The organism is Shewanella sp. Isolate7, assembly GCF_022398425.1.
Classification (GTDB): Bacteria; Pseudomonadota; Gammaproteobacteria; order Enterobacterales; family Shewanellaceae; genus Shewanella.
In genome coordinates this window covers 26992-53764 of the sequence record NZ_JAKEVJ010000058.1, presented here as the reverse complement: position 1 = coordinate 53764, position 26773 = coordinate 26992, and the positions used below count along the sequence as shown (strand labels likewise).

Genomic DNA, 26773 nt, shown 5'->3' with positions numbered 1-26773 from the left:
GTAGAACACCCGTTTCGGATCATCAAATGTCAGTTCGGCTTTATCAAAGCACGCTATAAAGGGCTGACGAAAAATGACTCACAGTTAGCCATGCTATTCACCTTGGCGAACCTGTATAAAGTAGACCAGATGTTACGACGACAGCCAAGATCTGTCTGAAATCCGGGAATAGCGCGGAATTAGGTCGAAATTCGGCGTAAAACGGCAGTATATTGGCCAAAATTGAACAGTTAGCGTTCAAAAATCAGGGGGGCCGCTCAAAACCTCGCTCTATACCTAAATTGCAGGACTTGTTCGCAGTTTCCCTAGATTGGTTGGTCAGCGGAGAAGAGTTTGTTTGTATGCCTGTCGCAATATTTAATACATCACCACGAGCCTTTCATGCACTCGAATCACTACATGAAATAATCCGCACTATGTCAGGTAAAATTGTAGAGGAGGCCTGCATTACGCTGCCATTACTTAGCAGTAACTTTTCATGTGAAGATATCCTCAGTGATAGCAGCATGTCAGCGTCTATTGAGCATGCTATAAAAGTCTTTACCTCTTCGGTGAGTTGATCAAAGGTGGATGCTTTCGTAAATTGCAGCCACTGTACCGTATGATTAGGGCGAGCTTCAGCATTTAAGCTCGCCACCATAGTTTGTTCTATCTCAAATTTAGCCGTTGACGGCGATGATGGCGGGGCGTTGTTCCACCTTGTTGAGCCAGGCGGTGAGGTTGGGCTGGTCGTCGCTTGGGGTGATCTCCAGGTGCTTGATGAAGCTCATCATCACGTAGGCGGTGATGTCGGCGATGGAAAACTTCTGTCCGGCGACAAAGGGCTGCTGGCTAAGCTGCGTCTCTAGCGTCGGCAGAAACTCTATCACTCTCTGGCGGGACTCTTCTCCCCAGGCCTCGACGCAGCGCTCTCTGTTTTCATACACCTTAGTGATGTTTCTAAAGGCCTGGAAGGCGACGAATAGGCCCTGAAGCTCGCAGATCCGCTGCCACATCTCAACCTGGGCCTTCTCTAGCGGCGTGTCGCCAAACAGCGAGTGTTCTGGCGCAGTGATTTCGTCGAAGTAGCGGCAGATGGCCACAGACTCACACAGGGTCTGGCCGTCGTCGAGTGCCAGCACAGGGATGCGGCCGTTGACGCTGATGGCCTTGAACTGGTCGCTCAGGTTGTCGCCGGCGCGCAGGTTGAGACTCTCACGCTCGAGGCCAAGGGCTTGCTCGTTGATGCCGAGTTCCTTTAGGAAGATATTGACGCGTCGGGCGCTGGGGGTCATGGCTAATTCGTAGAGTTTCATCTATCCCTCTCTGACTCTTGTCTTTGTTTATTCTGTCGATGTCTATCTTGTCGATATTTACTTGAGTTCGGTCAGGCCGTTTGGCTTTAACTGAACGCTCGTTTAGAATAGAATCTAATTCATTTCTAAACGTTCGGTCAAGAAACTTGTTATGAACGTATGTGACTAATTCAGAGCAAAATCATCTATGGCGAGAAGTTGTAATTTCGATAGACAAGACAAGCTGATAGCAGCCATGGAGCTGTTTTGGCAGAAGGGCTATGCCGACACCTCGGTGGCGGATCTGGTGGCGCACCTTAAGATTAACCGTTTCAGCCTGTATAACAGCTTCGGTGATAAGTTGAGTCTGTACCGTGAGGCCCTGGGCTATTATCTGGCGCATTACGCCCAGCCAAGAATCACTCCCTTGCTGGCCGATGATGCCGATTTTCAGTCGATTATCGACTATATCCAGGCCTTTGTGGCCCTGCAGGCCGAGCAGCCCTATGGCTGCTTTATGCAGAATGCGGTGCTGGAGAAGTACCTCAGCGATGAGGTGGTGCAGCAGCTTTGTGGCGAGTTGTTCGATGGTCTGCATGAGGCCTTCGCGCGGGTGCTTACAGATCAGCTGCGCCTTGGGCGTGTGAACAGTGAGGTGAACCCCCAGGAGGTGGCCAGCTTCCTGGTGATGCAGCTGCAAGGCATTCGGGTGCTGGGTAAGGCGAAGCAGTACGCGCTCATCGAGCAAGCCCGCCGAGTGTTGACGGGCTATCTCGACGGGCTGGGGCCCTAAATAAACGAGAAGCTTATTTGGCGCCTTTAATCAGCGGGATACCATTGGTGCCCACCGGAATATAGACGGTGGTGTGATTGGGCGAGTCGGCCATTTTGAGCTGGGCGTTAATCGCCTCGTGCTGCAGATAGTTGGGGGTCAGGGTCTCGTTGATGATCTTCTGCGCCTGGGCGATACCCTTGGCCTCTTCGATGCGGATCTCGGCGTCCTTCTGGGCGATCTCCTTCTGGGTCTCCTTCTCCGACAACAGCTGCTGGGCGGCCAGCTTCTTCTCGACCGCGATGGCGACTATGTCGGGGTAGTTGATGTTACCCACAATCACGTTGTTAAGCTGAAAGGGCGAGGTCTTGAGGTAGTCTTTGAGCTTGATTGACACCGCCTGGGCGATCTCCGAGCGGTTTTCTTTCAGCGCCACACTGTCATAACGCTGCACCTCGTCACGCACATAGGTGCGAAAGGTCTCGCGCACGAAACGCACATACCAGTTTTCGGCGCCATATTGCTCTACTACCTGCTGCACCGTGCCGGACTTGATGGCGATCACCGCATGGAAGTTAAAGCTGATGTTGAGATCGTCCTTGGCGAGGATCTTGAAGTTTTCCGTGTAGGTGTTGGGGCGCATGTCGATGTTGATCACCTCGTTGCGCCACAGGGAGACACCATAGTTGCTGGGGCCTATGAGGGTGCCGCGATAGCCGCCGGCGCCGAAGATGCGAGGCTTCTCAAACACATAGCCCTCTTCACCCGCCGGGGTGTTAGGGTTGGTGCAGCCCGTTAGGCCAGTGGCCAGCGGCAGCACGACCAGGAGCGGTGCGATAAATTTCAGACGGCCGAGTCCGCTTAGTCGTGGGCCGAAAGTCTTGTTGGCTTTACGATTAAACATCAAAAATCCTTTTTAATAATCTAGGTCCAGGGCGAAACAGAGGTAGCCCATGAGTTTGTTGACCTGGCTAAACTGCTTGGCGCACCAGGTATCGAAATCTTCGGTAAACAGCTGCCGGGTGTCGAGTGGTTTGATGGCAATAAAGTCTTTGCGCTTGAGCTCATCTAGCATGGGATGATGCTTGTCAAAGCCCTTGGGCGGGCGCTGCAGGCTGTCACCCTCCATGTTAAATCCAGCGTCGCTAAGCTGCTTGAGCGCCTGTTTGTAGGCGTTGGGGTTGTCGTCGATGCAGCTGCGGATCTGGTTTAAGGCCTTGCTGTCCGGATGCCAGATGCCGGCGCCGAGGAAGCTGCCATCGTTGGCGATATGCAGGTAAAGGCCGGGGGCGTGCACATCTTTGCCCTGGAAGTGGCGAAACTGTATGCCGACGTTGATCTTATATGGTGTCTTGTCCTTGCTAAAGCGGGCATCGCGTTGGGGGCGCATCAGGCTGCCACCCACCTTCTTGGGCACGGCCGTGAGGCGCGGCGAGAGCTGGGCGATATGGGGCGCCATGGCACTGATAAAGTTGAGCGCCGGGGTGCGTACCTTGGCCTCATACTCGTTTTGGTGGCTCTTGAACCAGTCGCGCTCGTTATTGCTGGCCAGCTTGGCGAGAAAGTCGAGGCAGTCTGGGGTAAATATGGCTTCCCTGGGGGCCGATGTGGTCATAATCTGTGCCCTATGTCCTAATTATCAATATCTTGGCTAAATTACCATATTCCCTGCAAGGGGTGTTAATGCCAGGTTATACCAATCACAGTAAACATGTGATCAGAAATAGCGCAGGAAAAACGCTTGAGAACAAAGCAGGATTTTTAGATAAGTAGTTATTCTACAATTAAAAATACTAATACAGTTATCGAGCGTTTTAACAAGCTAGAATGATCAATTATTTATTACGATTGGTATTAGTGCATTCTGCGAAGGGCGATAGCCGCTTGCTATGTTATAGTGCGCTCCATGCTCAACGCTATGTCGATATAACAGGAAAGAGAGATGAAAATTTGGGTTGATGCCGATGCCTGCCCGGGTGTGATTAAGGAGATACTGTTTCGCGCCGCCGAGCGCGCCGAGATCGCCGTGACCTTAGTGGCCAACCATGCCATGCGTATTCCGCCGTCGCGTTTTATCCAGCTGGTGACAGTGTCGTCTGGGTTCGATGTGGCCGACAATGAGATAGTGAGGCGAGTCGACGCGGGCGATCTGGTGATCACCGCCGATATCCCCCTGGCCTCAGAGGTGATCGACAAGGGGGCGCTGGCGCTCAATCCCCGGGGCGAGCTGTACACCGAGCATAACATTAAGTCTATCCTCAACATGCGCGATTTCATGGACACCATGCGCGCCAGCGGCGTGCAGACCGGCGGCCCGGCCGCCATAGGCCAGAGTGAGAAACAGGCCTTCGGTAACCAGTTGGATCGCCTGATCACCAAACATCACAAACGCTAGGCTAGCGCCTCGTAACTGCGAATTTCTAAGCGCCAGGTTGGCGCTTTTTTTGTGCCTAAATGTGAGTGGATACTGACGCCACAATGCCTGTCAGCCAGGGATTGTGCCCAGAGTCGTGTGAGGCGCACCTCACATAACTACTTGATTATGAATTTGTTTGTCTTGCACTGGCGGCATAAATCGATTAACGTAAAACAAAAGTTTGCAATACAAACATTTGTTTGTTTTGCGGCGATATATCCTTAATGCTGAGTGAGATTGCCGTAATGACGGAACGTGAATTAGAAATCCTAGCACTACTCAAGCAAGACCCTCTGATCCCCCAGCAGGAGCTGGCGGATCGCCTTGGGATCAGCCGCTCTGCGGTGGCTGGTCATATCATGAACCTGACCAACAAAGGCATTATCCGTGGCAAGGGCTATATTCTGGCCGAAGCCAAGTTTGCCATGGTGGTCGGCGGGGCCAACATGGATATTCTCGGTCGCCCGGCTGCTAACCTGAGGGTGGGGGATTCTAATCCAGGTAGCGTCAGCTGCTCCCCTGGTGGTGTGGGGCGTAACATTGCCGAGAACCTGGCGCGTCTGGGCTCAGATACCCGCCTGATGACCGCAGTGGGCAAAGATGCCTATGGCCAGCAGATCGTCGAGCATTGTCAGCGCGCCGGTATCGACATGAAACCCAGCTTGCAGCTGAGCGATGGCGTGACCTCCACCTACCTCTCGGTGCTCGATGGTGACAGCGACATGCATGTGGCGATCAATGACATGGCGATTCTGGAGCGACTGGGTGTTGAGCAGCTCAAGAGTCAGCAGGAGATGTTCAAACGTGCCAGTCTCATCATAGTCGACGCCAACTTGTCTGACGCTGCCTTAGCCTATCTGCTGAGCAACTTCGCCGATATCCCGCTGTTTGTCGATACCGTTTCCTGCGCCAAGGCGGAGAAGATTAAGCCCTACCTGAGCGCGGTACATACCCTCAAGCCGAACCTTAAAGAGGCCGAGCAGCTCTCCGGCATCGCCATTGCCAACTATGGCGAGTTGCCTATGCTGGCCAACTGGTTCCATGAGCAGGGCGTGCAGCGAATATTCCTGAGCCTGGGCACCGATGGGGTGTTTTACAGCGATGGTCAGGAGCAGGCCCTTGTTCCGGCCATTCCGGTCGAGATGGTTAATGCCAACGGCGCCGGTGACGCCTTCCTCGCGGGCCTGGCCCACGGCTTTATTCAAGGTTGGTCGTCCCGTCAGTCGACCGAGTTTGCCATGGCGGCGGCGGTGGTTGCCCTGTCGGATCTGGCAACCATCAATCCAAATATGTCTGAAATATCAGTTAACCGAGTTATCAAGGAGTCTCTATGTTAGCGCAGTACCTAGATATCAACCCAGAAGTGAAAGCGGCATTGGATGCCGGCCGTCCCGTGGTGGCACTGGAGTCGACCATCATCTCTCACGGTATGCCTTATCCGCAAAATGTCGAGACTGCCCTGAAGGTAGAGCAGATCATCCGTGACAACGGCGCCGTGCCTGCTACTATCGCGATTCTCAAGGGACGCCTTAAGGTGGGCATGACCCATGAGGAGATCGAGTATCTGGGTAAGGCGGGTCAGGCAGTGATCAAGACCAGCCGCCGCGATATTCCTTTCATCGTAGCCAAGCAGGCGGATGGCGCCACCACGGTAGCCTCGACCATGATCCTGGCAGCGATGGCGGGCATCAAGGTGTTTGCGACCGGCGGTATCGGCGGCGTGCATCGCGGCGCCCAGCAGACCTTCGATATCTCGGCGGATCTGCAGGAGCTGGCCAACACAGATGTGGCCGTGGTGTGCGCCGGTGCCAAGTCGATTCTGGATATCGGCCTGACCCTAGAGTACTTAGAGACCCAAGGGGTGCCGGTTGTCGGCTATGAAACCGAGACTCTGCCAGCCTTCTACACCCGCGAGAGCGATTTTGGTGTCGACTATCGCCTGGATACGCCTAAGCAGGTGGCCGATGCCATGACGGCCAAGTGGCAGATGGGCCTCAAGGGCGGCGTGGTTGTGGCTAATCCTATTCCTGCCGAGTATGCCCTGGATAAGGCGATGATCGACCAGGTGATTAAAGATGCCGTGGCCGAGATGGATGCCAAGGGGATCTCCGGTAAGGCCTCTACGCCTTTCTTGCTGGCTAAGGTCGCCGAGAAGACCGAAGGCAGCAGCCTGGCCGCCAACATCCAGCTGGTGTTTAACAATGCTAAGCTGGCGGCGCAAATCGCCAGTGAATACAGCCGTTAAGGGTTAATCTGACGGTGATAAAAAAGAGCGCCTAGGCGCTCTTTTTTTGTGAGTTTACGGGGCGTTTATCTTGAGATGATTTTAATTTGTGAGCAGCTCATCGACGATACGCCTTAGCAGGTAGGTCTCGCGCTCGATAGACAGGCCCTTCTTGTCGCTGTGGGCCATGGTGTGTTCGTTGTGGGCGATTGCCTCATGAATATCTATCCATACCGGGCGCATGCCGTTTTGCAGTTCATGGTGCTCGAGCCTAGTATCGCCAAGCTCTTCGCCAATGGCGCAGACAAAGCAGTAAGACTCCATCTGCACGAAGTCGAATCCTGGCTTGTGCCAGGGACGAAACTCCTGATAGTTCCCGAACTCACTCAATATCTGTATGGTGTGGGCGCCGGTTTCCTCCTCCAGCTCTCTCAGTAGCGCCTGGCGAATATCTTCGCCCTCATCCACACCGCCGCCGGGAATGCTGTAGTCGTGATAGCGCTCGGTGTAGAGCATTAATATTTGGCTGTCTCTGAGCACTATGGCCCGCGCCGCACGGCGTGTGAAGCCCAGTCCGGTTATCTCCTCTGGCGTGGTGGCGTTAAGGTCGGGATGTAGGGTGGATTTCAGCAGACGCATAAATTGACTCACTTGAAGACGTAATAAGCAAAAGGGAAAAGGTGGAAACTAGCAGGCTAGGCGCTAAGCAAGTCTAGCTGCGCCTGATAATCTGAGATGGCGCGCTCGAGCAGCGGTTTCTGCTCCTGCTTACTGCCTCTGATCACCTGATGATAGTGTTTCAGCAGACGCCTTAGGTAGGCCACTTGTGTCTCGATTGGCGCCTGCGACCAGAGGCTGTCGCCAATTGCCGTGATGGGCTGCTTGCCGTGGCGCGCCACATGCAAGAGCTCGTAGCAGCGCTTGTTCTCACTGATGAGCCGCTCGTCGAAGTATCTGAGCCCTAGGGTATCGAGTCGCTCTCTGAGCTGATAGGTGTGATGCACGGGGCAGAGCAGAAACTCTATCTCTTGGCCCAGTGTGTCGGCGCGCTGTTGAATCGCGCTCACCAGCTCGCCGGTGAGTTCGCCGCCGACGCCGGCGATGATCACCAGCTGCGGCGTCTCGCTGGGATAGTCGGCTAACGGCAGCTTGGCCACATCTATACAGTGCACCTGCCAGCGGCTCGCGCCTGCTGCGGGCGGAAAGAAGCGTTCGAGCTTGCCCTGCAGGCTCTGCATGATACCTGGAATGATATCGACGAAATGCACGTTTGTGGCGGCCTCTTGCCTTAGCAGGGCGGCGCCGAGCAGGCCGTGATCGCAGCAGCAGTCCCAGATATGTTGGTAAGGGCCATCGACCATGGCCTGCAGGTGAGAGAGGCGTTGACTGAGTTTCAAGCTATGACTCGTTATAGGTGATACGTGATACTTGGTAGCGCGATAGTATGATAGTGGGTCTGTACTGCCTTGCAGGCACAGCTGATGCTATATCGTATCTGGGCTTATAATTCCTAGGCGGGCTTACTTTAGGCGAGGCTAGAGCAGCTCGATCTCCAGTTCGATATCCGTGCAGCCCTTCTTACAAAACACGCCGTAGTGGCCGGTTTGTGCCTTCTCTGTGGGTACGACTAACTGCAGTGGTTGTTTACAGGTCTGGCAATCGACCCGGTTGCCCTTAAACAGCCGCTTGATCAGGTTCTTCTGCTCGTTAAAGGAGCTGGCCGTGCTCTTGTTGATGGCCGAGAAGTCTATCGATTGGCTTGAGGCCTTGGCATTATTTGTCATCGTCAATGTCGTCAATGGTGGCAAATGAGCCCCTAGTATACCAGCCTTGGCGCTTAGCAACAGCGCTTTTACCCGCCGTGTCGCCGGCTTTGATGCATGGCCTAGCCGCTTGTCTGGTGAGGCAATGATCTGGCCAGCGAATGCTACTGCCAAACAAATTGTACGCCTGTGCAACATATGTTTATTTTTTGTTAATGCCTTGTTGCTTTCGAGTTGGTGTGATAGCTTGTGCCTTGTTGTGTGGTAGTAAATGCCAAATCAGGTCGCAATTGAAGAGAGAAATACCGCGGCATTTGCTATTCAGGGAAGTTCTAATAAAAAGACTCTTAACAAAATAAATATAATGGAGAGACCTCTATGAAGTTAACTAAGTTGGCAAGTGCAGTAATGGCATTAAGTGTTGGCCTATCAACTCAGGCATTTGCCGATGATGATCGTTACATCATCCAGGTAGACAATGGCAGTAAGGGTGTCGTTAAGGCACTGGCAAAGCAGCTAGGCGCACAGATCCACGTTGATGGTGACGGCTTTATCGCTGCAACCTTTACGGGCAAAGATTTAGCCCAGGTCAAGGGACTGTTAAATAACCCACATGTAAAATTAGTCGAGGCGGATCAGCGTCGTCATCTGATGAGCTTCAGCGATGACGCGGGCAACCCGATGACGCAGCAGGTTACACCTTACGCCGTGTATCAGTCACAGGCCGATCAGGTGACCTTCAATGCTGCTGCTGGCATGAAGGTGTGTGTCATCGACTCTGGTCTGGACGCGTCTAACCCAGATTTCGTTTGGAACAACATCACAGGTGACAACGATTCGGGTACGGGTAACTGGAACGTCAACGGCGGTCCACACGGTACTCACGTTGCCGGTACTATCGGTGCCGCTGACAACAATGTTGGTGTGATCGGTATGGCGCCTGGCGTCGATATGCACATCATCAAGGTATTTAACGCCGAAGGTTGGGGTTACTCATCTGATCTGGCACACGCCACAAACCTGTGTAGCGCAGCCGGTGCCAACATCATCAGCATGAGCCTAGGTGGCGGCGGATCAAACTCTACCGAATCTAATGCCTTCCAAGCCTTCGTCGATGCGGGCGGCCTAGTGGTTGCTGCGGCGGGTAACGATGGTAACAGCGTACGTTCATACCCAGCTGGTTACCCATCTGTCATGATGGTGGGCGCGAACGATGCGAACAACAACATCGCCGATTTCTCTCAGTTCCCATCTTGTACTTCGGGTCGTGGTCCTAAGGCGACTTCAGATAAAACTATCTGTGTGGAAGTGACTGCAGGTGGTGTAGATACACTGTCTACTTACCCAGCAGGCATGGCGACAGCGTCTAACCTTACTGCCGATGGCGCTTCATTTGCCAGCAGCGCAATGGAAAACTCAGGCGTGGTTTCTGGCAACACCTATTTCATGGGCACTGCCGAGGCGACCGATGCGGGCGCGAACGGTAACATCTGTGTGATCGATCGCGGTGCGATCTCTTTCCACGACAAGGTGGCTAACTGTGAAAACTCTGGTGGTATCGGTGCGATCATCATCAACAACGAGCCTGGCATGCTGTATGGCACACTAGGTGATACCAACACCACTTCTATCCCCGCAGTGGGTACTACACAGGAAGATCGCGCGGCGTTATTGGCGGCGAGCACTGCAACTGTGGATATCGGTACCTCTGATTACGGCTTCATGAGCGGTACTTCTATGGCAACGCCGGCCGTGTCTGGTATTGCGGCGCTGGTTTGGTCTAACCATAACCAGTGTACCGGTAGCGAGATCCGTGCAGCGCTGAAGGCGACAGCTATGGATAGCGGTGCACCGGGTAAAGATGAGTACTTCGGTTACGGTATCGTTCAGGCTGCGGCTGCCGATGCTTACCTGACGGCTAACGGCTGTGCCGGTGGCGACAATGGTGGCGGAAACAACGGCGGCGGTGATTTCTCTATCTCAGCGAATGGCTATAAGAGTAAGGGCGTTAAGAAAGTTGATCTGACCTTCTCTGGTGCCGCGGGTGCGAACGTAGATGTTTACCGTGACGGTGGCAAGATTGCGACCACTTCGGCAAGCAGCACCTACACTGACACCATCAACACTAAGGGCGGCGGAACTTACGTTTACAAAGCCTGTGACGAAGGTACTTCTACCTGTACTGCTGAGCAGACTGTTGTTTTCTAAACAGTGTCCCTGAGTAACACAAAAAACGCAGCCTAGGCTGCGTTTTTTTATCGTTAAGTTTCCGATGAATAGAGCGTTATTTAAGGTGTGATAGGGTAAAGCTAAGGTGCTCATTTTAGGCTTTATACCAATCACAATAGTATCAATCACAGTAAACATGTGATCAGAAATGGCGCAGGAAAAACGCTTGAGAACAAAGCAGGATTTTTAGATAAGTCGTTATTCTACAATTAAAAATACTAATACAGTTATCGAGCGTTTTAACAAGCTAGCATGATCAATTATTTATTACGATTGGTATTAGTTAACTTTTTTTGCAGATCTTGCTTAACTATCTCTAATGCCGCCAGCGCCACATCTGGCTCAATCTCATGGCTCTCCAGAAGATAAATAAGGTCTACGGCGAGTTTAATCTCATCACTTGCGTCATCTAGGCCTGTGTTAGCGCTGGTTGGATCATTCGCTGCTTGTGTCATATTTTCCCCTCAGTTGCATGCTGTCGATTTTCACACAGCGCAGCGATGGGAACAAGTTGCCTAAGCTCTCACCTTGATGGCTGGTCGAGATAAAAAAAACAGGCCATAAATGGCCTGTTTTAGTGTGATGAACTGATGGGGGTTAGTAGGTATATTTCGCTTCTAAGAAGAAGTAACCACCATTAAAGCCAAACGGGGTGTTGGTTAATGGGTAGACGAAGATACCATTGAAATTATTGCTGTCTGGGCGCTTCTCTGGGTAGACATCAAACAGGTTTTGCGCCCCGGCGGTAAAGCTTAGTGCATCGGTTGCCGCATACTGCACCGACAGATCCATTATCCACTGGTCGCTGTAATTTACGTCGCCCGATGAATAACCCACGGTGTAATCGCCGAAGTAGCTTAGACGAATATTGGTCTTGAAGTCGCCGAGTCTATGGGTGAGCCCCAGGTTGCCCGTGTTATTTGGCGTCGCCGAGGTCATACGGGTTTGTTCGATACGATTGAAGAGCTCTTTACCTACGCCGTCTAAGATCTGCGGGAAATGGATGTCTTGTATTTCCGTTTTGTTGTAGGCATAGGCCAGGTTGGCTTGCAGGTCGCCCCAGGAACCGATATCAAAGTTCTGGCTTATCACCAGATCGACGCCACGGGTGCGGGTATCGACCGCGTTGATGAAGAAGCGCGCCGACTCGGCATTGGTGCCTGCCAAGGCCTGTGCGACGGCCGGTGAGTCATCAGGCGTGACTGAGCTCGACAAGATGATGCGGTCATCGACAGAGATTTGATAGGCATCCAAGGTCAGTGCCAGGCCCGCATCGTTACGATAGACCAGACCCAGACTGAAAGATTGTGATAACTCTGGAGCCAGCTCGTTGATCCCCAAGCCTTTTGTTACCGGTGACAGGGTGTTGAACGTACCCGATTCTGTCGGTACCAACTGACCCGTGACAGGATCTGGATTGAACAGGGTAGAGATATTGCTGAAGTACAGCTGCTGCACGCTAGGTGCTCTAAAGCCTGTGTTGATGGTGCCGCGCAGCGCTAAGTTGTCGGTAAGGTCATAACGGCCCGCCAGCTTCCAGCTGGTGTTGTCGCCGAAGTCTGAATAGTCCTCGTAACGTAGCGCCGCCGCCCAGTAAAACTCATCGGTTAGCTGGTTTTCCAGCTCGACATAAACGCCTGTGTTATTGCGGGTCTCGTCGACTTCAGACTCTGGGGTAAAGCCCGAAAAGCCCTGGCTACCGGCGGCGCGGTTATCAAAACCACCATTGATGTAGGAACCACTCTCGCCAGCCTCGATCTGGTAGCCATTTTGGCGCCATGAAATACCTGTGGCAAAGAGTATCTCTGAGTCATTTGCAAAGGAAAAATAGCGTGACGCATCGATATTTAAGTTGGTTTCACGGGTCGACAATGTGCCTGCATCAAACTCGGTTGGGCTGTCGGGGCCTAAAGATGCATTTAATGTGTTAACAATATTGTAGTTAAAAGCATTTTCGCCGTGGCCTGCGGATGTATCTATATCCCATTCGCCCAGGCTGAATTCATAGCCAAGCACTATCGAGGTGTCGATAATATCGGGGTTGATCTGTGGCAAGAAACCGTCGGGATAAATTTCGGTTAAGTTACGCTTATCTAGGGCTCTGCGGTAGAAGGCGCCAGATTTGGTTTCGCGTTTGCTCACGCCACCGAAGGCGTATAGCTCGCCATTATCTGAGATGGCCTTGGCGGCGTTGATAAACAAGCCTAGGTTGTCGTATTCGGCGTCACCAACCTGGTGGCTCTTTCGATTAAATGTGGCTTCGCGAGGGTCGAGTGAACCATCGGCCAATTCCGGGTACTGCTGGCGAGGATCTAACCCAGCGCGGTTAGTGCTGTCTTTATGGTGGGCTTCGAGTGAGACATTGACGAAGCCATCGTCACCCAGGGCGACGCCATGGTTGGCACCCACTCGCCACTGTTCACCGTCACCGGCGTAGGTTTGGCCCGCTTGCGCCGACAGGCTACCACCCTGTTCACTGTCTTTTAGCACCACGTTGATGACGCCGGCGATAGCGTCGGAACCATACTGGGCCGATGCGCCGTCACGTAGGATCTCGATACGCTTGATGGCCGTCATTGGAATGGCGTTTAAGTCGACGTTAGAGGAGCCTTTACCGACAGTGCCGCTCAAGTGGACCAATGCCGAGCCGTGGCGACGTTTACCGTTGACCAGCACTAGGGTGTGATCCGGTGACAGGCCGCGCAGGCTCGCCGGACGTACGGCATCAGAGCCATCGGTTACCGATGAGAATGGAAAGCTGTAACTTGGTGCGGCAAATTGCAGTGCCTTAGCCGTTTCTGTCATCCCCGTAGATTCTAGCTGCTCAGCGGTGATAATGTCCACCGGCGCCACGCTATCTGTGGCGGTACGCAGTGCGATACGTGAACCTATGATCTCGATTTTTTCGAAGCTGGCTTGTTGATTTAAGCTGGCTGGTTGATCTTCAGCTTGGACGTTAGGAAGGATGAGTGCAGATGACACTGCTAATGCGGAAACAGCTAAGCGCATAAGGCCTCTTAATAAAATGTATGTAAAACAATAATGAGAAGGGCGCGATAGTATCACTGTAACAATTGTTACATTTAGAAGGATATGTACTAAGGAAGGTGCGAATAAGTCCCGTGCTTGCTCTGCGTGTGCTTAAAGTGGATAGATGCTAGGCACAGTTTGCAGCGAATGGCCCTAGTCCTTCGCAAGAACTGTAACGCAGCAAATACCGCTGTAAGCCTCGCCCTGCGGGGCTTTGATAGCAACACCATTTCGGCGTTATTCAACTTCAGCAGGCCTCGGCATGCCCTCAGTTGAATGCCTTGAACTGTCGCTGCTATCAAAGCCAGAGCTGTGNGCTTGCTCTGCGTGTGCTTAAAGTGGATAGATGCTAGGCACAGTTTGCAGCGAATGGCCCTAGTCCTTCGCAAGAACTGTAACGCAGCAAATACCGCTGTAAGCCTCGCCCTGCGGGGCTTTGATAGCAACACCATTTCGGCGTTATTCAACTTCAGCAGGCCTCGGCATGCCCTCAGTTGAATGCCTTGAACTGTCGCTGCTATCAAAGCCAGAGCTGTGCGACGACTTGTTCGCACCTTCCCTAACTCATTGCCGACGGTTCTATTGGGCAGTCGGACAGCTATAGAGAGGGGAAGGCCTTTCTTGCCAAACGCAATCCTCGAGCCTGATGACGCTTGATGGCTGCGTTTGACTTTGAGCTATGAGTCACTGTGTGGCGGATATTAAGAACATCCAGGCCCGATGATGAGGTTGGCGGCGAGCAGATAAGAGTGTGCTGACCATAAAAAACGGCTGCTTTATAAAGCAGCCGTCGTGGGGAAGATGCATCTTGATGGGCATATTGCCAACTCGCTTGATTAAGCCCGACCTTCTCTGCCCGGTAGAACCGGCCGGGCTCAATGTGACGAGCTTATTCGGCCTAGCTTATTCAGACGAGCTTGTTCAGACGGCCTTATTCGGCTTGGCACTGGGTGACTGCCAGTGGCGCACTGCGATGCTCTTCGGTATCTGTGACAAAACACTTATCACCGCTTATCCAAAGCTGCATTATTTGCGGCAGCTCGAAGCTGCGGCCCATTAACAGCTGACCGTTAGGATCCGTATGGGGAGTGCGCTCCAGCGTCAATCGACTGTTTTGGGTAAATGCATCTGCCGCCAGGGTCACCTTGTTCATCTGCAACAGTTTGGCGATGGCGTTTTCCAGCTCGGCCAGACTCTCGGCACTGGGTTCGCTGACTATTGCAGGCACAGGTTCTGGCAAAGCAGCGTCTTGAGCCTGAAGTGAGCAGCCCATGAGCGCTAACGGCATTGTGCTGACCATGATACGAATTAAGCGTTTCATCATAATTCCTACTTAGGCTGAGTCAGGATACGGTTATTGAGTAGAATATTTTGATTGCGGGTATCTTCCAGCATATAACCGACATCGATAAACTGAGGTTTCGCCTGGGTACGGGACGCTTTTGCTACCTGGGTAGGACAGCTATTGTTGTCACGGTAGTAGAGCGCCGCAGCTAGCTGGCTCTCCTCTTTATCGCCCAGGGCGTGGCTAAAGTCATCTGCTATGTCACAGCCAGGCACTTCGCTTTGCAGCGTCGGGCTGCTGCTGGGGATGAAACCATCTGAATAGTTGCCGAAGCCCTTGTCGTTTTCCCCCTTAAACTGAATGCTAAAGTATGTATTGCCGCAGTTGGGGGTCGGGTAGAAGCCATAGGGCTTACCACAGGTAGTACCGCCAATCTGAATCACCTCGACATCTATGCCACGCAGACTGTTGATCAGCGACTCACTGGCGGAGCAGGTTCTGTTGGTAGTGAGTACATATACCCGGGAGAGGTTGAGGCTGGGTAGGCTCTGTCCGCTCGACAAGAGGCTGGGGTTAAAGCCGAAGGTCTTATCGTAGAAAGGGCTAGGGGTTAAGGTTTCACCCGTGACAGGATTCTTGGTGGGATATTTGTCATTGAAGGTTACTTGCTCGAAGATACGATCTTTTGTCGCCTGCTCACCGGCAATCATGTAGCCCAGCTGGCTGGCCATGGCCAGTAAGCCGCCGCCGTTGTAGCGCAGGTCTAACACCAGGTCGTCGACCTTGGCATTGGCCAGTGTGTTAATGGCATCGAATAGGCCGCGCTCAGCGGTGGCAATATGAGCGTTGAACTGCATGTAGCCTATGGTGCCCGATGGGGTAGAGAGTACCTTGGTATTTTGCACTGGTGTCGAGACCACGGTTTGCGCCGTCAGCACCACATCGCGCGTCTGGCTGGCGCCGAGATCTTGAAGGGTGAAGCGGGTCTGTTGACCTGCGTCCTCGGGGAACAGGCCCTTGTTGAGAATGTCTATTGAGGCACTGTCGCTGGCATCTTTCACGCTCACGCCATCGATACTGACGACGACAGCACCACGGGCGATATTGGCGTTGGTCGCGGGAGAATTGGGCTCAGTGTAGGCGACGGTGACCTTCCTGTCTGTTGTGCCACTGGCCTGCTGCAGATAGAAACTCATGCCATAACCCACGGACGCGCCCGATTGGTTGAGCTGCTCCCATTCGCTGGTGGGCATAGAGAAGTGAAACTGGTCTTTCGGCTTGCCCGAGGCGGACAGGTTTTCGGTTTTCAGGAGATCGAAATATTCCAGGACCTGGTAAGGGGCCGGATCCCTGTCGATGATCTCGCTGTACCACAGATAGGTGTCGTTGCTCCATGAGCGTAACCAGAGTTTTTCCTTGAGACCCGCATCGCATTGGTTGGCCAGTTGTGCATAGGGGATAAATTCTCCCTCGACCCACTTCACCGTGCCGCCACAGCCTGTGAGCAAGAGGCCAGATGCAATCAGACTTGTTATCAGAGTATTTGAGATTGACTTCATAAATAATCCTTTATTATTAAACTCTTGTATTTTGGTGGGGTGCAATTGTTAACGGGTCTCACGTGGTTGTACATGGAGGTAACAATTTATTGACCATCTTAGCTAAGAATTGTATGCAGGTATAGCCTAAGAATGATTGCACAAAAATTACACGGGATAGGTGCGCAGCGCAGTGGAAATCGAGTTGCAATATCAATGGGCTATGATTAAATGAGCCTTAGCAGTATTGACCTTTCCTGTTTGTTTTTGCAGCATTTTGTAGGCAATTTATACAAGGCAGAGCCCGTGTAGTGTAGTTATTCTACATGAGTGGGTGATAACGCCGTAGAAATGACCTACAAAAGCAGCCCGAAGGGTTCACCTAAACACGCTCTGCTCCTTGTTGCGTGCCATTTGCATAGAATAACTATGCGACACAGCACGCGCCTTGAGCAAAACGCGTTTATATTGAACAAAAATTAAACCTGAAAGATAAACAGACCCTTGTTAACAAGTTGAATCTATGATGAATGATTATCTGCTCGACCTTATCGCCGTGACCTGTTTCTTTAGCTGCTGGATAGGTTACGCCCGCTTCGCCCGCAAGAAGGCCAAGAACACCAACTGTATCGCCCGTTGTCTGCATCAGCACAGAATTCACTGGATGTATCAACTGCTGGGCCGCGAGGTAAGAGTGGCCGAGGCGGCGCTGCTGGCCAACCTGGAGCGTAATATTACCTTCTTTGCCAGCACTACCATGTTGGTGCTCGCCGGTGTCTTGACCCTGTTTGCCCAGGTCGAAAGGCTGGAGGCAGTGATCGCCTCTATCCCCATGACGGCACCGCCGATTCATATGTTGATTCAGTTGAAGCTCGGCATACTGACGTTAATCTTCGTCATGGCGTTTTTTCAGTTTACTTGGTCCATGCGCCAGTATGGTTTTCTCAATGTCATGGTGGGTGCGACGCCGGTTGACAAAAGCGGTGGTGATGAGCAGCTAAAGGCCTATGCGCTGCAGATGGCGATAGTGCAGGATAGGGCGGCCCACGCCTACAACTATGGCCTGCGTTCCTACTATTTCTCGATGGCCGTGCTTGGCTGGTTCTTCCATCCGCTGCTGTTTATCGTCTCTAGCCTGGTCGTGGTCTATACCCTGTATCGGCGCGAATTTAAGTCGCGGGCGGTGCAGGCGATCACCCAGGGGATGTTGCTCCTCGATGAGCGTGAGCAGGCGAAAACGGCACAAGGCAGATTGTAGCCTTTAGGTTTTAATTGTTGCCTGTGTGTAGCTTAAAGTTTTGGTGAATGTATTTTCGCTGGGCTTTTATGAAGTTTGTATTGCGCTTTTCCTAAACTATGGCGTATCGTTAGCGCCGCTAGGAGAGCGCAGGATATTTATTTGTATAAATATCAGAAAATTACAATGGATTGTGTAAAGCACCTTTCTATTTTTTGTCTTTTATTCTCCTAGCTTCATAAATATAAGGGAATACATTGATGAAAAATCAGTAACAGCCGTTGCCATTCTTCTTGGTCTTAGCAGCATGAGCGCCATCGCTGCGCAGGATAACGCCTTTCAACACGAAGCCGGCCTGAACTACTACTCTAACTCTGAAGAGTTTGGCGATGGTATCTGGAATGCGAACTACCGCTACTATGTCACGCCTGTGGATCAGAGCAGCAGCCCATATGCCCTAAACGGCTTCCTGGCGCAGAGCTCTAACCTGGGTGCTCATTACAGCAACTTCGATGATGCCGACCTGGATTCTTACGGTATCGACGGTACTTATGTATTTGCCTCTAAGTGGTTTGTTGGTGTGAACTATCAAAAGCACGACTACGCACATTTTGATTTTGACACCTATGGCGCGGAAGTGGGTTACTACTTCAACGATTCTTCTGCCGTTTCAGCCTTCTATAACGATGGCGATGAAGGTATTGAAGAGACCTATGGTGTGAAAGTGCGCAGCTATATCGCATTGCAGTCGACTGCCGGTGTGGATCTGCAGGCTAGCTGGACTCATGGTGACGATGACGACATGATCAACCTGGGCACCGACTGGTATGTGAACAATGCCTGGTCTGTGGGTCTGGGTTACACCAACACCGACGATGATGATGCGTTCGATGTGAGAACCGCTTACTGGCTGCGTATTTCAGACAACTTCTCGGCCAACTTCCAAGTGGCACGCGTGTTGGATTCAGACTTCGACGGCGTGAACATTGGTCTTGGCGTAGTGGGTCGTTTCTAACAACCGCCTCTTGCTAGCGTTTAAGGCCTGCCAGCGCCCTGGCTTGGTGGGCCTTTGCTTTCCTCTAAAGGGGAAGACAGCTCTGGCTTTGATAGCAGCGACAGTTCAAGGCATTCAACTGAGGGCATGCCGAGGCCTGCTGAAGTTGAATAACGCCGAAATGGTGTTGCTATCAAAGCCCCGCAGGGCGAGGCTTACAGCGGTATTTGCTGCGTTACAGTTCTTGCGAAGGACTAGGGCCATTCGCTGCAAACTGTGCCTAGCATCTATCCACTTTAAGCACACGCAGAGCAAGCACGGGACTTATTCGCACCTTCCTTAGCTTTCCCTTGCTTTAATGCTCCGAGTCTATTCCCGTCTCACTATCATCTACTTCGCTTTAGCGCCTCGGCTTCTAGAACTCGGTAGAGTCGAAGGTACTCTGTATCTTGAGCACCTCGGGCAGCGCCTGATGGAGCGCGGCGACACAATCGGCGTCCAGCTTGCTGCCCGATAGGCGTTCGAGTTCGGCAAAGGCATCGCTATTGGTCCAGGCGGATTTATAGGGGCGCTCACTGGTGAGGGCATCAAATACATCGGCCACCGCTACGATTCTCGCCTCGATAGGCACCTCGTCGCCCCTTAGGCTGGTGGGGTAGCCTGAGCCATCTATCGCCTCGTGGTGATAGAGCACGATATTACGCAGCATCTGGGTATGGTCCAGGTTACTCAGGCGGTAGTTGCAGAGTAATTTATCGATGAGATCCCGGCCCGATTCACAGTGTTTCTGCATCTCGGCGCGCTCATCTAAGGTGAGCGCGCCCCGCTTAAACAAGATCTCGTCGGGCACTGTGATCTTGCCGATATCGTGCAGGGGGGCAAACATGAAGATATGTTCGATAAAGTGATCGTTTAAGCCTCTCTCATCCGCCAGACGCTGGGCGATCAGGCGTGAGTAGTGCGCCATACGACTCAGGTGGCCGGCGGTCTCTGGGTCGCGAAAATGGGTGACATCTATGGCTGTCTTCATGGTCGAGGCCAGGGTGTTCACCTCGCTCAGCTCGTTGATCACCATCAGGGCCAGCAGGTTGCCGATGAGATCCAGATGCTCGACGCAGCGCTTGTCCAGCACCTCTTTATCGTCGCCGTTAAAGAAGATAAAGCCCAGCAGAGTATTGCCCGAAAGCAGGGGCAGGGTATAGCTGCTGCGATAGCCTGCCTCATAGATCTTAACGGCGTGTTCGTGCTGGCTGTCTCGATAGATGCCGAGATCTTGAACGATCCTCGCCTCCCTGGTGCGGGCTACCTGTAACAGGGAGTGGCACTGGCTGAGATTAGCCTGGTAATGGTTGAGGGGAGAGGGCTTACCGCTGTAGATGAAGGTACGCACTATGTCACAGTCCTGATCGTACAGGGCGACGGCGATACGGGTGATCTGTGGCAGCTTGGCCTGGGTGGTGGCGTGAAGGTGTGCCAGCTTGCTCATGATAGAGGTGTGTTGGTTAAGGTCCGTCGAGGTGTAGTACATGTGCCGCTCCCTTGGCCTGTTGCCTGTTGGCGCGCAAATCGCTAATCCTCATTATAGTCAACACTTTGCCAGAGGCTGCACTATACCAAGGTCTTAGGCAATAAACGCCCAAACCATGACCTTAATCAAACTAGCTGACTCAAACACAAACTTAAACCCAAAACCTAAAACAGCCCCAAAAACAAAACCCGAATAGCTGGCCTAAGAGGCGCGGTATTCGGGCTTGGTATTGGTTGCTGGTTATCAGGTGTCTGACACCTAACACCTAACACCTAACACCTAACACCTAACACCTAACACCTGACATCTGACATCTGGCACTGCTTTTTGAGTCAGCGCTGCGGACTGTCTAGCGTTAGATGGCCTTATCCAGTGCCTGGGAGACATCTGCAATAATATCGTCGATATGCTCGATACCGACCGAGATGCGGATCAGATCTTCAGATACCCCGGCCTTGGCCAGCTCTTCGCCGTTGAGCTGTCTGTGGGTGGTGGTCGCCGGATGGCAGGCCAAGGATTTGGCATCGCCAATATTCACCAGGCGCAAGATCATCTGCAGGGCGTCGATAAAGCGTCCACCGGCGGCCTTGGCGGCCTCGCTATCTTCTGCCTTGATGCCAAAGCTGATGATGCCCGAGGCCTTGCCGGAGGTGATCTTCTCGCAGTTATCGCGATAGGGACTGTTGTCCAGCGCGCCATAGTTGACCCAGCTGACCCTGGGGTCTTGTTCAAGAAATTTGGCCAGGGCGAGGGCGTTGTCGCAGTGACGCTCCATGCGCAGGGCCAGGGTCTCTAGGCCCTGTAACAGCAGGAAGGCACTCTGAGGCGATAGGGCGGCGCCGGTATTACGCAGCGGCACCACACGGCAGCGACCAATAAAGGCCGCCGGACCGAAGGCCTGGGTATAGACCACCCCATGGTATGAGGGGTCGGGCTCGTTAAGCAGGGCGAAACGCTCAGGCTGGGCGGCCCAGTCGAACTTACCCGAGTCGATGATCACCCCGCCTATGGTGGTGCCGTGACCGCCAATATATTTAGTCAGCGAGTGAATCACGATATCGGCGCCATGCTCGAAGGGGCGACAGAGTACCGGGGTGGCCACAGTATTGTCCACAATGAGGGGCACGCCGTGTCTATGGGCCAGCTCGGCCAGGCGCGCGATGTCGACGATATTGCCCGCCGGGTTGCCGATTGACTCACAAAACAGCGCCTTGGTCTTATCATCGATATGGGCTTCCAAGCCTTCGAAGTCGTCGAAGGCTGCCATGCGTACCTCGACTCCCTGGCGTGGCAGGGTATGGGCAAACAGGTTATAGGTGCCGCCATAGAGCTGACTGGTGCTGACAATATTGTCGCCCACTTGTGTCAGTGCCTGAATGGCATAGGTGATGGCGGCCATGCCAGAGGCCAGGGCCAGGGCGCCGATACCGCCTTCGATGGCGGCCAGGCGCTGCTCGAGCACATCTGTGGTGGGGTTCATGATGCGGGTGTAGATGTTGCCCGGCACCTTAAGATCAAACAGGTCGGCACCGTGTTGGGTATCGTCAAACGTATAAGAGGTGGTCTGATAAATGGGGACGGCCGCCGCCTTGGTGGTTGCTTCCGAGTCATATCCATGATGTAGGGCTAAAGATTCGAGTTTCATCTAATTCATCCTATCGCTTAACTGAAAACCTGTGTTCGAAAAATGACCATAGCACTTGGCCTTCTAGATGTCTAAAGCTTTTTATGATGGGATGATTTGTTTACTGTTTGATTCAACTAAGGGAGCTCGGCGGTCGATTCTCACCTAAATTGCCCCTTTTGCTTCTTTTTTCACGCGTCGATCCCTCAGGGGCAAGAGGGGGGTAAATGGGCCAGGGTGAAGCTAGGGCCTGTTTATCTTTCGCGTTCATTTTTGCAGCATTCTGTATCGCTTTTATACAAGGCAGAGCGATTGTAATGTGGTGTGCTACATCAATGAGCGATAACGCAGTAGAAAAATGATACAGACGCTGCCCGCAGGGTTCGTCTTGAGCACGTTCAACGCTTTGTTACTAGGCTTTTATATAGAATAACTATACTTCAAGCCTCATGCCGCGATTTGAACGTGCCCAATTAGAACAAAAATTGTTCTCAAAAGGTCAACAGGCCCTAGGCATTTCGCACAATTTTTGTCCCAAATTGAATGTTTTAGCCCCGGCTAAATAAGCAGTATCCCCTTTACCTGTTTTATTGTTATAAAACTACATTGTTAACAGTTCTCAGGATTCACTGCCGATCAGGATCACAAATTTGGCGGAAAAACTGTTGCTAAGTTACAAGCTGGTGTCGGAATGTGACCTCAATATCGGAATCTAAGTTAACAAACTTTTACCATGGGGCATCCCAATTTAGTAACGGTTGATGTTTGCGATGGCAGGTTTTCCAGACAAGATTAAGACGATAAAGAAGGGCCTAGATGTGCCTATCGCCGGCGAGCCGAGGCAAGAGATAGATTGCTGCGCTCGTCCTGCAAAGGTGGCACTCCTGGGTGAAGAGTATGTTGGCCTGAAGCCCACCCTCTTGGTGGAGGTCGGCGATCGGGTGAAGAAGGGCCAGACCCTGTTCGAAGACAAGAAGGCACCGGGTGTGCGCTTTACCGCGCCAGCCAGCGGTGTTGTCGTCGAGATCAACCGCGGCGAACGCCGTGTGTTGCAGTCTGTGGTGATCCAGGTGGAGGGCGATGAGCAGATCACCTTCCAGGCCTATTCGGATCTGAGCCGCCTGAGCCGTGAAGCCGTGCAGCAAAACCTGGTTGAGAGTGGCCTGTGGACCGCGCTGCGTACTCGCCCCTTCTCTCGCGTGCCGCTGCTCGACACCGAACCTGCCGCCATCTTCGTCAACGCCATGGACACCAACCCACTGGCTGCCGATCCGCGGGTGATCATCGCCGAGCAGGGCGAGGCCTTTGCCGCCGGACTCGAGGTGCTGGCCTATCTGACGCCTGGCAAGATCCATCTGTGTCACGATGCCGGCGAGGCATTGCCTGGCGCCGACCTCGCGCGTGTCGAGAGTCATCGTTTTGCCGGCGTGCATCCTGCTGGCCTGGTGGGCACCCATATTCACTTCATCTCCCCAGCGAGCCTAGATCGACCCGTGTGGCACCTTGGCTATCAGGATGTGATCGCCTACGGCAAGCTGTTTATGACCGGCGAGCTCTATACAGATCGCGTGGTGGCCTTTGGCGGCCCGACGGCGGTCAACCCAAGACTGCTGCGTACGCAACTGGGCGCCCAGCTTAGCACGCTGATCGAAGGTGAGATTAAGCCTGGCAGCAACCGTGTGGTTTCCGGGTCTGTGCTGGCGGGTCATACCGCTTTTGGTGTACACGACTACCTGGGACGTTTCCATCAGCAGATCTCTGTGCTCGCCGAAGATGCCAAGCATCAGCTCCTGCCTTGGGTGCGTGGCGGCGGCGACAAGTTCTCTATTACCCGCGCCGTGACCTCACGCTTTAAGGCGACTAAGCGCCTGTTTGATTTGACTACACATGCCGGTGGTTCACACCGCGCCATGATGGCCTTCGGTCAGCTGGATCGCGTGATGCCGCTGGACATACTGCCAACCCTGTTAGTCAGGGATCTGGTGGTGCGCGATACCGATGAAGCCCAGGCCCTTGGCGCGTTAGAGCTGGATGAAGAAGATCTGGCCCTGTGTACTTTTGTCTGTCCGGGCAAGTATGACTTCGGACGTGAACTTCGCATCTGCCTAGATATTATTGAGAGGGAAGGTTAATGAGTAAGCAAGACAATAAGCCAGATGTGCAAGAGGATTATTATGCTCACGGCTCGTCGATGCGTAGCTTCCTGCGCTCGCTGCTATATGCCCATGGCCGCAGCACCAAAGGCAAGGTGCATGTTCGCGATGCGATCGATGTAAAACGCACCATGACTCTGGTGGGTCTGTGTCTGTTGCCTGCCATCTTGTTCGGCATCTATAACCTGGGTCTGCAGGCGCAGCTTGCGCTGGCTTCGGGCTTAACCACGCCGGATCGTTGGCAGCTACTGGCATTTAACGCCATCACAGGTGGGCTGAGCGAGCAGAGCGGCTTCTTCGGGCTGTTTGGTTATGGCCTGAGTTTCTACCTGCCTATCTATCTCACCGCGCTGTTGGTGAGCCTGTTTTGGGAGATGGTGTTTGCCAAGGTTCGTCGCCAGGAGCTGCATGAAGGCTTCTTCGTGACCGCCCTGCTGTTTACCCTGATCCTGCCGGTATCGACCCCGCTGTGGATTGTGGCGCTGGGTATCACCTTCGGGGTCATCATGGCCAAAGAGGTGTTTGGCGGCATGGGGTATAACTTCCTCAACCCTGCGCTGGCCGGTTACGCCTTTATCTACTTTGCCTACCCGACAGAGGTGGCGCAGATTGCCCAGTTTGTGGCGGTCGATGGCTTCTCTGGCGCGACAACCCTGCTGCAGACCGCGGCAGGCAAGATGAGCTTTGAGGGCTACACCTGGTACCAGGCCTTCAGCGACCCACTGTGGTGGGATGCCTTCTTCGGCTTCACCGTGGGTTCTATCGCCGAAACCAGCACCCTGGCAATTCTTATCGGCGGCCTGTTCCTGCTACTGACCCGTCTGGCCGACTGGCGCGTAGTGGCCGGTGTGATGGCCGGTATGGTGGCGACCGCCGTGATGTTCAACCTTATCGGTTCGGCCAAGAACGATATGTTTGCCATGCCTTGGACCTGGCATCTGGTCAGTGGCGGCTTCGCCCTGGGGATGATGTTTATGGCAACCGATCCCGTGACGACCGCCTATACCCGCCAGGGCAAGTTTGCCTATGGCGCGCTGATCGGTTTCATGACAGTGCTGATTCGCGTACTGAACCTTAAGATGCCTGAGGGGATCATGCTGGCGATTCTGTTTGCCAATCTGTGGGCGCCTATCTTCGATTACCTGGTGGCACGCAGCAACATGAAGCGGAGGCTGAAACGCAATGCCTTATAAGTCAGAACATATGTTAAGGATCCAGACCGCTAACCTGTGGTCATCGATTTTCGCATCCTTTTTGTTTCGTCGTTCCAGCCGCGCTCCGGGCGCCACTATGGAGAAGCAACGCTAATGGCATTTAAGAAAGATACCGTTGTGGGGACCATGATCTTCACACTCGTCCTCTGCCTCTCTTGTTCTTTCATGATCACGGGAACCGCCGAGGTACTCAAAGAACGTAAGTTGGTGAAAAAGCGCGACGAGCTTAAGCGTAACGTCCTGCTGGCCGCCGACATCGATATCAGTGGCGACAAAGATTTTCGTGCCATCTTCGAGCAGTCGGTGAAGCCTCTGCTGGTGGAGCTGGACAGCGGCGCCATAGATACCGAGGCGAACGTGCTGGATTTCGACGACCGCATGGCGGCCATCAATCCTCAGACCTCGAGCAAGCCTAAGAAGGATATCGCCAAGATTAAGACACGCGCCAACCAGGCCCGCGTCTTCAAGGTGTTTGACGACAAGGGTGAGCTGCACGCCGTGGTGCTGCCTATCTACGGCAAGGGGTTGTGGTCGATTATCTATGGCTATGTGGCGCTCAAGCCAGACCTGAACACCATAGAAAACGTGGTCTTCTACGAGCATGGTGAGACACCTGGCATCGGCGACTTCCTCGACGATACGGCCTGGACTGACAAGCTCAAGGGCAAGCAGCTGTTTGACGACAAGGGGCAGGTCTCCTTCAAGGTGGTCAAGGGCGGTGCTAAGGCGGGCGATCTCCATGGCGTCGACGCGGTGAGCGGCGCGACCATGACGGGACGCGGCGTACAGCGTGCCATGCAGTTCTGGTTCGGGGTCGAAGGTTATCAGACCTTCCTTCACAAGCTAAAAGCGTCGGAGGTTTAAGATGAGTAAGAGTATGACGGCGACCCGGGACATTCTAACCGGCCCGATTTTCGCCAATAACCCTGTGGCCATGCAGGTGCTTGGGGTCTGTTCGGCGCTGGCGGTCAGCAACTCGATGCAGACCGCGCTGGTGATGACACTGGCGGTGACCTTCGTGTTGGTCTTCTCCAACCTGATCATCTCCAGCATTCGCAACTTTATTCCTAACAGCGTGCGCATCATCGCCCAGATGACTGTTATCGCCTCATTGGTGATCATCGTCGACATGGTGCTGCAGGACGTGGCCTATGAGCTGTCGCGTCAGCTGTCGGTATTTGTGGGGCTGATCATCACCAACTGTATCATCATGGGCCGCGCCGAAGCCTTTGCCATGAAGATGCCGCCGCATCTGGCGGTGGTAGATGCCATGGGCAATGCCATGGGCTATGGCGTGATCCTGCTTAGCGTCGCCTTCGTGCGTGAGCTGCTCGGTGCCGGCACCCTGTTTGGTCACGAGATCTTAAAGACGGTGGAGAACGATGGCTGGTACCTGGCCAACGAGATGTTTAAGTTGCCGCCTAGTGCATTCTTCCTGATTGGCTTACTGATCTGGGCCATCAATGTTATCCAGCGTAAGCGAGGTTAAGGC

The 26773-nt window shown here is 53.3% G+C and carries 23 protein-coding genes and 1 pseudogene; 12 read left to right on the top strand and 12 right to left on the bottom strand.

Annotated features, from left to right (window positions below; all coding sequences use genetic code 11):
* Positions 1-159, top strand: a pseudogene (locus L1D47_RS14710) (IS5/IS1182 family transposase); the annotation flags it as partial.
* Between the two features lie 500 nt (positions 160-659).
* Here L1D47_RS14710 and L1D47_RS14705 read toward each other — a convergent pair.
* The gene (locus tag L1D47_RS14705; protein WP_239885814.1) at positions 660-1295 is read right to left on the bottom strand and encodes a glutathione S-transferase; all 636 of its coding nucleotides are present in this window, start codon (positions 1293-1295) and stop codon (positions 660-662) included.
* Between the two features lie 187 nt (positions 1296-1482).
* On the opposite strand from L1D47_RS14705, the gene L1D47_RS14700 reads away from it, so the two are divergent.
* The gene (locus L1D47_RS14700; RefSeq protein WP_239885813.1) at positions 1483-2067 is read left to right on the top strand and encodes a TetR/AcrR family transcriptional regulator; all 585 of its coding nucleotides are present in this window, start codon (positions 1483-1485) and stop codon (positions 2065-2067) included.
* A gap of 13 nt (positions 2068-2080) precedes the next feature.
* Here L1D47_RS14700 and L1D47_RS14695 read toward each other — a convergent pair whose 3' ends face one another.
* Together L1D47_RS14695 and L1D47_RS14690 are read right to left on the bottom strand one after the other, a co-directional pair.
* Positions 2081-2950 (bottom strand): SPFH domain-containing protein, encoded by an 870-nt coding sequence (locus L1D47_RS14695; RefSeq protein ID WP_239885812.1) that lies wholly within the window; start codon positions 2948-2950, stop codon positions 2081-2083.
* Between the two features lie 12 nt (positions 2951-2962).
* The gene (locus tag L1D47_RS14690) at positions 2963-3661 is read right to left on the bottom strand and encodes a DUF2461 domain-containing protein (RefSeq protein ID WP_239885811.1); all 699 of its coding nucleotides are present in this window, start codon (positions 3659-3661) and stop codon (positions 2963-2965) included.
* Between the two features lie 327 nt (positions 3662-3988).
* Between L1D47_RS14690 and L1D47_RS14685 the strand changes: the two genes are divergently transcribed.
* The 3 genes from L1D47_RS14685 (at position 3989) to L1D47_RS14675 (ending at position 6707) form a co-directional block, all read left to right on the top strand.
* Positions 3989-4441: a YaiI/YqxD family protein gene (locus tag L1D47_RS14685; RefSeq protein ID WP_041509203.1), complete on the top strand. Its 453-nt coding sequence runs from the start codon at positions 3989-3991 to the stop codon at positions 4439-4441.
* Between the two features lie 266 nt (positions 4442-4707).
* On the top strand, positions 4708-5799 hold the full coding sequence (locus L1D47_RS14680) for a PfkB family carbohydrate kinase (protein WP_239885810.1): 1092 nt from the start codon (positions 4708-4710) through the stop codon (positions 5797-5799).
* Positions 5793-6707 (top strand): pseudouridine-5'-phosphate glycosidase, encoded by a 915-nt coding sequence (locus L1D47_RS14675; protein ID WP_239885809.1) that lies wholly within the window; start codon positions 5793-5795, stop codon positions 6705-6707. The genes L1D47_RS14680 and L1D47_RS14675 overlap by 7 nt, the downstream gene beginning before the upstream one ends.
* An 81-nt stretch (positions 6708-6788) precedes the next feature.
* Here L1D47_RS14675 and L1D47_RS14670 read toward each other — a convergent pair whose 3' ends face one another.
* From L1D47_RS14670 to L1D47_RS14660, 3 genes are all read right to left on the bottom strand, one after another.
* Positions 6789-7325 (bottom strand): NUDIX hydrolase, encoded by a 537-nt coding sequence (locus L1D47_RS14670; RefSeq protein ID WP_239885808.1) that lies wholly within the window; start codon positions 7323-7325, stop codon positions 6789-6791.
* A gap of 56 nt (positions 7326-7381) precedes the next feature.
* The gene (locus L1D47_RS14665; protein ID WP_239885807.1) at positions 7382-8083 is read right to left on the bottom strand and encodes a tRNA (adenine(22)-N(1))-methyltransferase TrmK; all 702 of its coding nucleotides are present in this window, start codon (positions 8081-8083) and stop codon (positions 7382-7384) included.
* A gap of 138 nt (positions 8084-8221) precedes the next feature.
* Positions 8222-8470, bottom strand: coding sequence for a hypothetical protein (locus L1D47_RS14660; protein WP_239885806.1), 249 nt, complete (start codon positions 8468-8470; stop codon positions 8222-8224).
* Between the two features lie 357 nt (positions 8471-8827).
* Here L1D47_RS14660 and L1D47_RS14655 point away from each other — a divergent pair, with 357 nt between their 5' ends.
* Positions 8828-10657: a S8 family serine peptidase gene (locus tag L1D47_RS14655; RefSeq protein ID WP_239885805.1), complete on the top strand. Its 1830-nt coding sequence runs from the start codon at positions 8828-8830 to the stop codon at positions 10655-10657.
* Between the two features lie 281 nt (positions 10658-10938).
* Here the strand turns inward: L1D47_RS14655 and rsmS are convergent, their stop codons facing one another.
* The 4 genes from rsmS to L1D47_RS14635 form a co-directional block, all read right to left on the bottom strand.
* Positions 10939-11133, bottom strand: a complete 195-nt coding sequence (gene rsmS, locus L1D47_RS14650; RefSeq protein WP_239885804.1) for a pleiotropic regulatory protein RsmS — start codon at positions 11131-11133, stop codon at positions 10939-10941.
* A 142-nt stretch (positions 11134-11275) separates the two neighbouring features.
* On the bottom strand, positions 11276-13687 hold the full coding sequence (locus L1D47_RS14645) for a TonB-dependent receptor (RefSeq protein WP_239885803.1): 2412 nt from the start codon (positions 13685-13687) through the stop codon (positions 11276-11278).
* Between the two features lie 952 nt (positions 13688-14639).
* Positions 14640-15032 (bottom strand): hypothetical protein, encoded by a 393-nt coding sequence (locus tag L1D47_RS14640; protein ID WP_239885802.1) that lies wholly within the window; start codon positions 15030-15032, stop codon positions 14640-14642.
* Positions 15033-15037: 5 nt separating this feature from the next.
* Complete coding sequence (locus tag L1D47_RS14635) at positions 15038-16552, bottom strand: S41 family peptidase (RefSeq protein ID WP_239885801.1); 1515 nt, start codon at positions 16550-16552, stop codon at positions 15038-15040.
* 505 nt (positions 16553-17057) lie between these two features.
* Between L1D47_RS14635 and L1D47_RS14630 the strand changes: the two genes are divergently transcribed.
* Entirely contained in the window at positions 17058-17789 is a 732-nt protein-coding gene (locus L1D47_RS14630; RefSeq protein ID WP_239885818.1) for a DUF599 domain-containing protein, read from the top strand.
* A 286-nt stretch (positions 17790-18075) separates the two neighbouring features.
* Positions 18076-18783, top strand: coding sequence for a putative porin (locus L1D47_RS14625; protein WP_239885800.1), 708 nt, complete (start codon positions 18076-18078; stop codon positions 18781-18783).
* 394 nt (positions 18784-19177) lie between these two features.
* Here the strand turns inward: L1D47_RS14625 and L1D47_RS14620 are convergent, their stop codons facing one another.
* Both L1D47_RS14620 and L1D47_RS14615 read right to left on the bottom strand, forming a co-directional pair.
* Positions 19178-20290, bottom strand: coding sequence for an HD-GYP domain-containing protein (locus tag L1D47_RS14620; protein ID WP_239885799.1), 1113 nt, complete (start codon positions 20288-20290; stop codon positions 19178-19180).
* Positions 20291-20645: 355 nt separating this feature from the next.
* Positions 20646-21935: an aminotransferase class I/II-fold pyridoxal phosphate-dependent enzyme gene (locus tag L1D47_RS14615; protein WP_239885798.1), complete on the bottom strand. Its 1290-nt coding sequence runs from the start codon at positions 21933-21935 to the stop codon at positions 20646-20648.
* A 749-nt stretch (positions 21936-22684) separates the two neighbouring features.
* Here L1D47_RS14615 and L1D47_RS14610 point away from each other — a divergent pair.
* The 4 genes from L1D47_RS14610 to L1D47_RS14595 all read left to right on the top strand — a co-directional run bounded on the left by L1D47_RS14610 (position 22685) and on the right by L1D47_RS14595 (position 26770).
* Positions 22685-24046 (top strand): Na(+)-translocating NADH-quinone reductase subunit A, encoded by a 1362-nt coding sequence (locus L1D47_RS14610; protein ID WP_239885817.1) that lies wholly within the window; start codon positions 22685-22687, stop codon positions 24044-24046.
* Entirely contained in the window at positions 24046-25260 is a 1215-nt protein-coding gene (locus tag L1D47_RS14605) for an NADH:ubiquinone reductase (Na(+)-transporting) subunit B (RefSeq protein ID WP_239885797.1), read from the top strand. Before L1D47_RS14610 ends, L1D47_RS14605 begins: the two co-directional genes overlap by 1 nt.
* 114 nt (positions 25261-25374) lie before the next feature.
* Positions 25375-26145, top strand: a complete 771-nt coding sequence (locus L1D47_RS14600) for a Na(+)-translocating NADH-quinone reductase subunit C (RefSeq protein ID WP_041509218.1) — start codon at positions 25375-25377, stop codon at positions 26143-26145.
* A gap of 1 nt (position 26146) precedes the next feature.
* Positions 26147-26770: an NADH:ubiquinone reductase (Na(+)-transporting) subunit D gene (locus tag L1D47_RS14595; RefSeq protein WP_011866503.1), complete on the top strand. Its 624-nt coding sequence runs from the start codon at positions 26147-26149 to the stop codon at positions 26768-26770.
* Positions 26771-26773 lie beyond the last annotated feature (3 nt).

Excerpts from the sequence above, each read along its gene's own strand:
- L1D47_RS14680 (WP_239885810.1), top strand. The coding sequence starts at position 4,708 with ATGACGGAACGTGAATTAGAAATCCTAGCACTACTCAAGCAAGACCCT.
- L1D47_RS14615 (WP_239885798.1), bottom strand. The coding sequence starts at position 21,935 with ATGAAACTCGAATCTTTAGCCCTACATCATGGATATGACTCGGAAGCA.
- L1D47_RS14670 (WP_239885808.1), bottom strand. The coding sequence starts at position 7,325 with ATGCGTCTGCTGAAATCCACCCTACATCCCGACCTTAACGCCACCACG.
- L1D47_RS14620 (WP_239885799.1), bottom strand. The coding sequence starts at position 20,290 with ATGTACTACACCTCGACGGACCTTAACCAACACACCTCTATCATGAGC.
- L1D47_RS14655 (WP_239885805.1), top strand. The coding sequence starts at position 8,828 with ATGAAGTTAACTAAGTTGGCAAGTGCAGTAATGGCATTAAGTGTTGGC.
- L1D47_RS14635 (WP_239885801.1), bottom strand. The coding sequence starts at position 16,552 with ATGAAGTCAATCTCAAATACTCTGATAACAAGTCTGATTGCATCTGGC.
- L1D47_RS14625 (WP_239885800.1), top strand. The coding sequence starts at position 18,076 with ATGAGCGCCATCGCTGCGCAGGATAACGCCTTTCAACACGAAGCCGGC.
- rsmS (WP_239885804.1), bottom strand. The coding sequence starts at position 11,133 with ATGACACAAGCAGCGAATGATCCAACCAGCGCTAACACAGGCCTAGAT.
- L1D47_RS14660 (WP_239885806.1), bottom strand. The coding sequence starts at position 8,470 with ATGACAAATAATGCCAAGGCCTCAAGCCAATCGATAGACTTCTCGGCC.
- L1D47_RS14695 (WP_239885812.1), bottom strand. The coding sequence starts at position 2,950 with ATGTTTAATCGTAAAGCCAACAAGACTTTCGGCCCACGACTAAGCGGA.
- L1D47_RS14610 (WP_239885817.1), top strand. The coding sequence starts at position 22,685 with ATGGCAGGTTTTCCAGACAAGATTAAGACGATAAAGAAGGGCCTAGAT.
- L1D47_RS14605 (WP_239885797.1), top strand. The coding sequence starts at position 24,046 with ATGAGTAAGCAAGACAATAAGCCAGATGTGCAAGAGGATTATTATGCT.
- L1D47_RS14645 (WP_239885803.1), bottom strand. The coding sequence starts at position 13,687 with ATGCGCTTAGCTGTTTCCGCATTAGCAGTGTCATCTGCACTCATCCTT.
- L1D47_RS14700 (WP_239885813.1), top strand. The coding sequence starts at position 1,483 with ATGGCGAGAAGTTGTAATTTCGATAGACAAGACAAGCTGATAGCAGCC.
- L1D47_RS14675 (WP_239885809.1), top strand. The coding sequence starts at position 5,793 with ATGTTAGCGCAGTACCTAGATATCAACCCAGAAGTGAAAGCGGCATTG.
- L1D47_RS14600 (WP_041509218.1), top strand. The coding sequence starts at position 25,375 with ATGGCATTTAAGAAAGATACCGTTGTGGGGACCATGATCTTCACACTC.
- L1D47_RS14640 (WP_239885802.1), bottom strand. The coding sequence starts at position 15,032 with ATGATGAAACGCTTAATTCGTATCATGGTCAGCACAATGCCGTTAGCG.
- L1D47_RS14685 (WP_041509203.1), top strand. The coding sequence starts at position 3,989 with ATGAAAATTTGGGTTGATGCCGATGCCTGCCCGGGTGTGATTAAGGAG.
- L1D47_RS14630 (WP_239885818.1), top strand. The coding sequence starts at position 17,058 with ATGAATGATTATCTGCTCGACCTTATCGCCGTGACCTGTTTCTTTAGC.
- L1D47_RS14690 (WP_239885811.1), bottom strand. The coding sequence starts at position 3,661 with ATGACCACATCGGCCCCCAGGGAAGCCATATTTACCCCAGACTGCCTC.
- L1D47_RS14705 (WP_239885814.1), bottom strand. The coding sequence starts at position 1,295 with ATGAAACTCTACGAATTAGCCATGACCCCCAGCGCCCGACGCGTCAAT.
- L1D47_RS14595 (WP_011866503.1), top strand. The coding sequence starts at position 26,147 with ATGAGTAAGAGTATGACGGCGACCCGGGACATTCTAACCGGCCCGATT.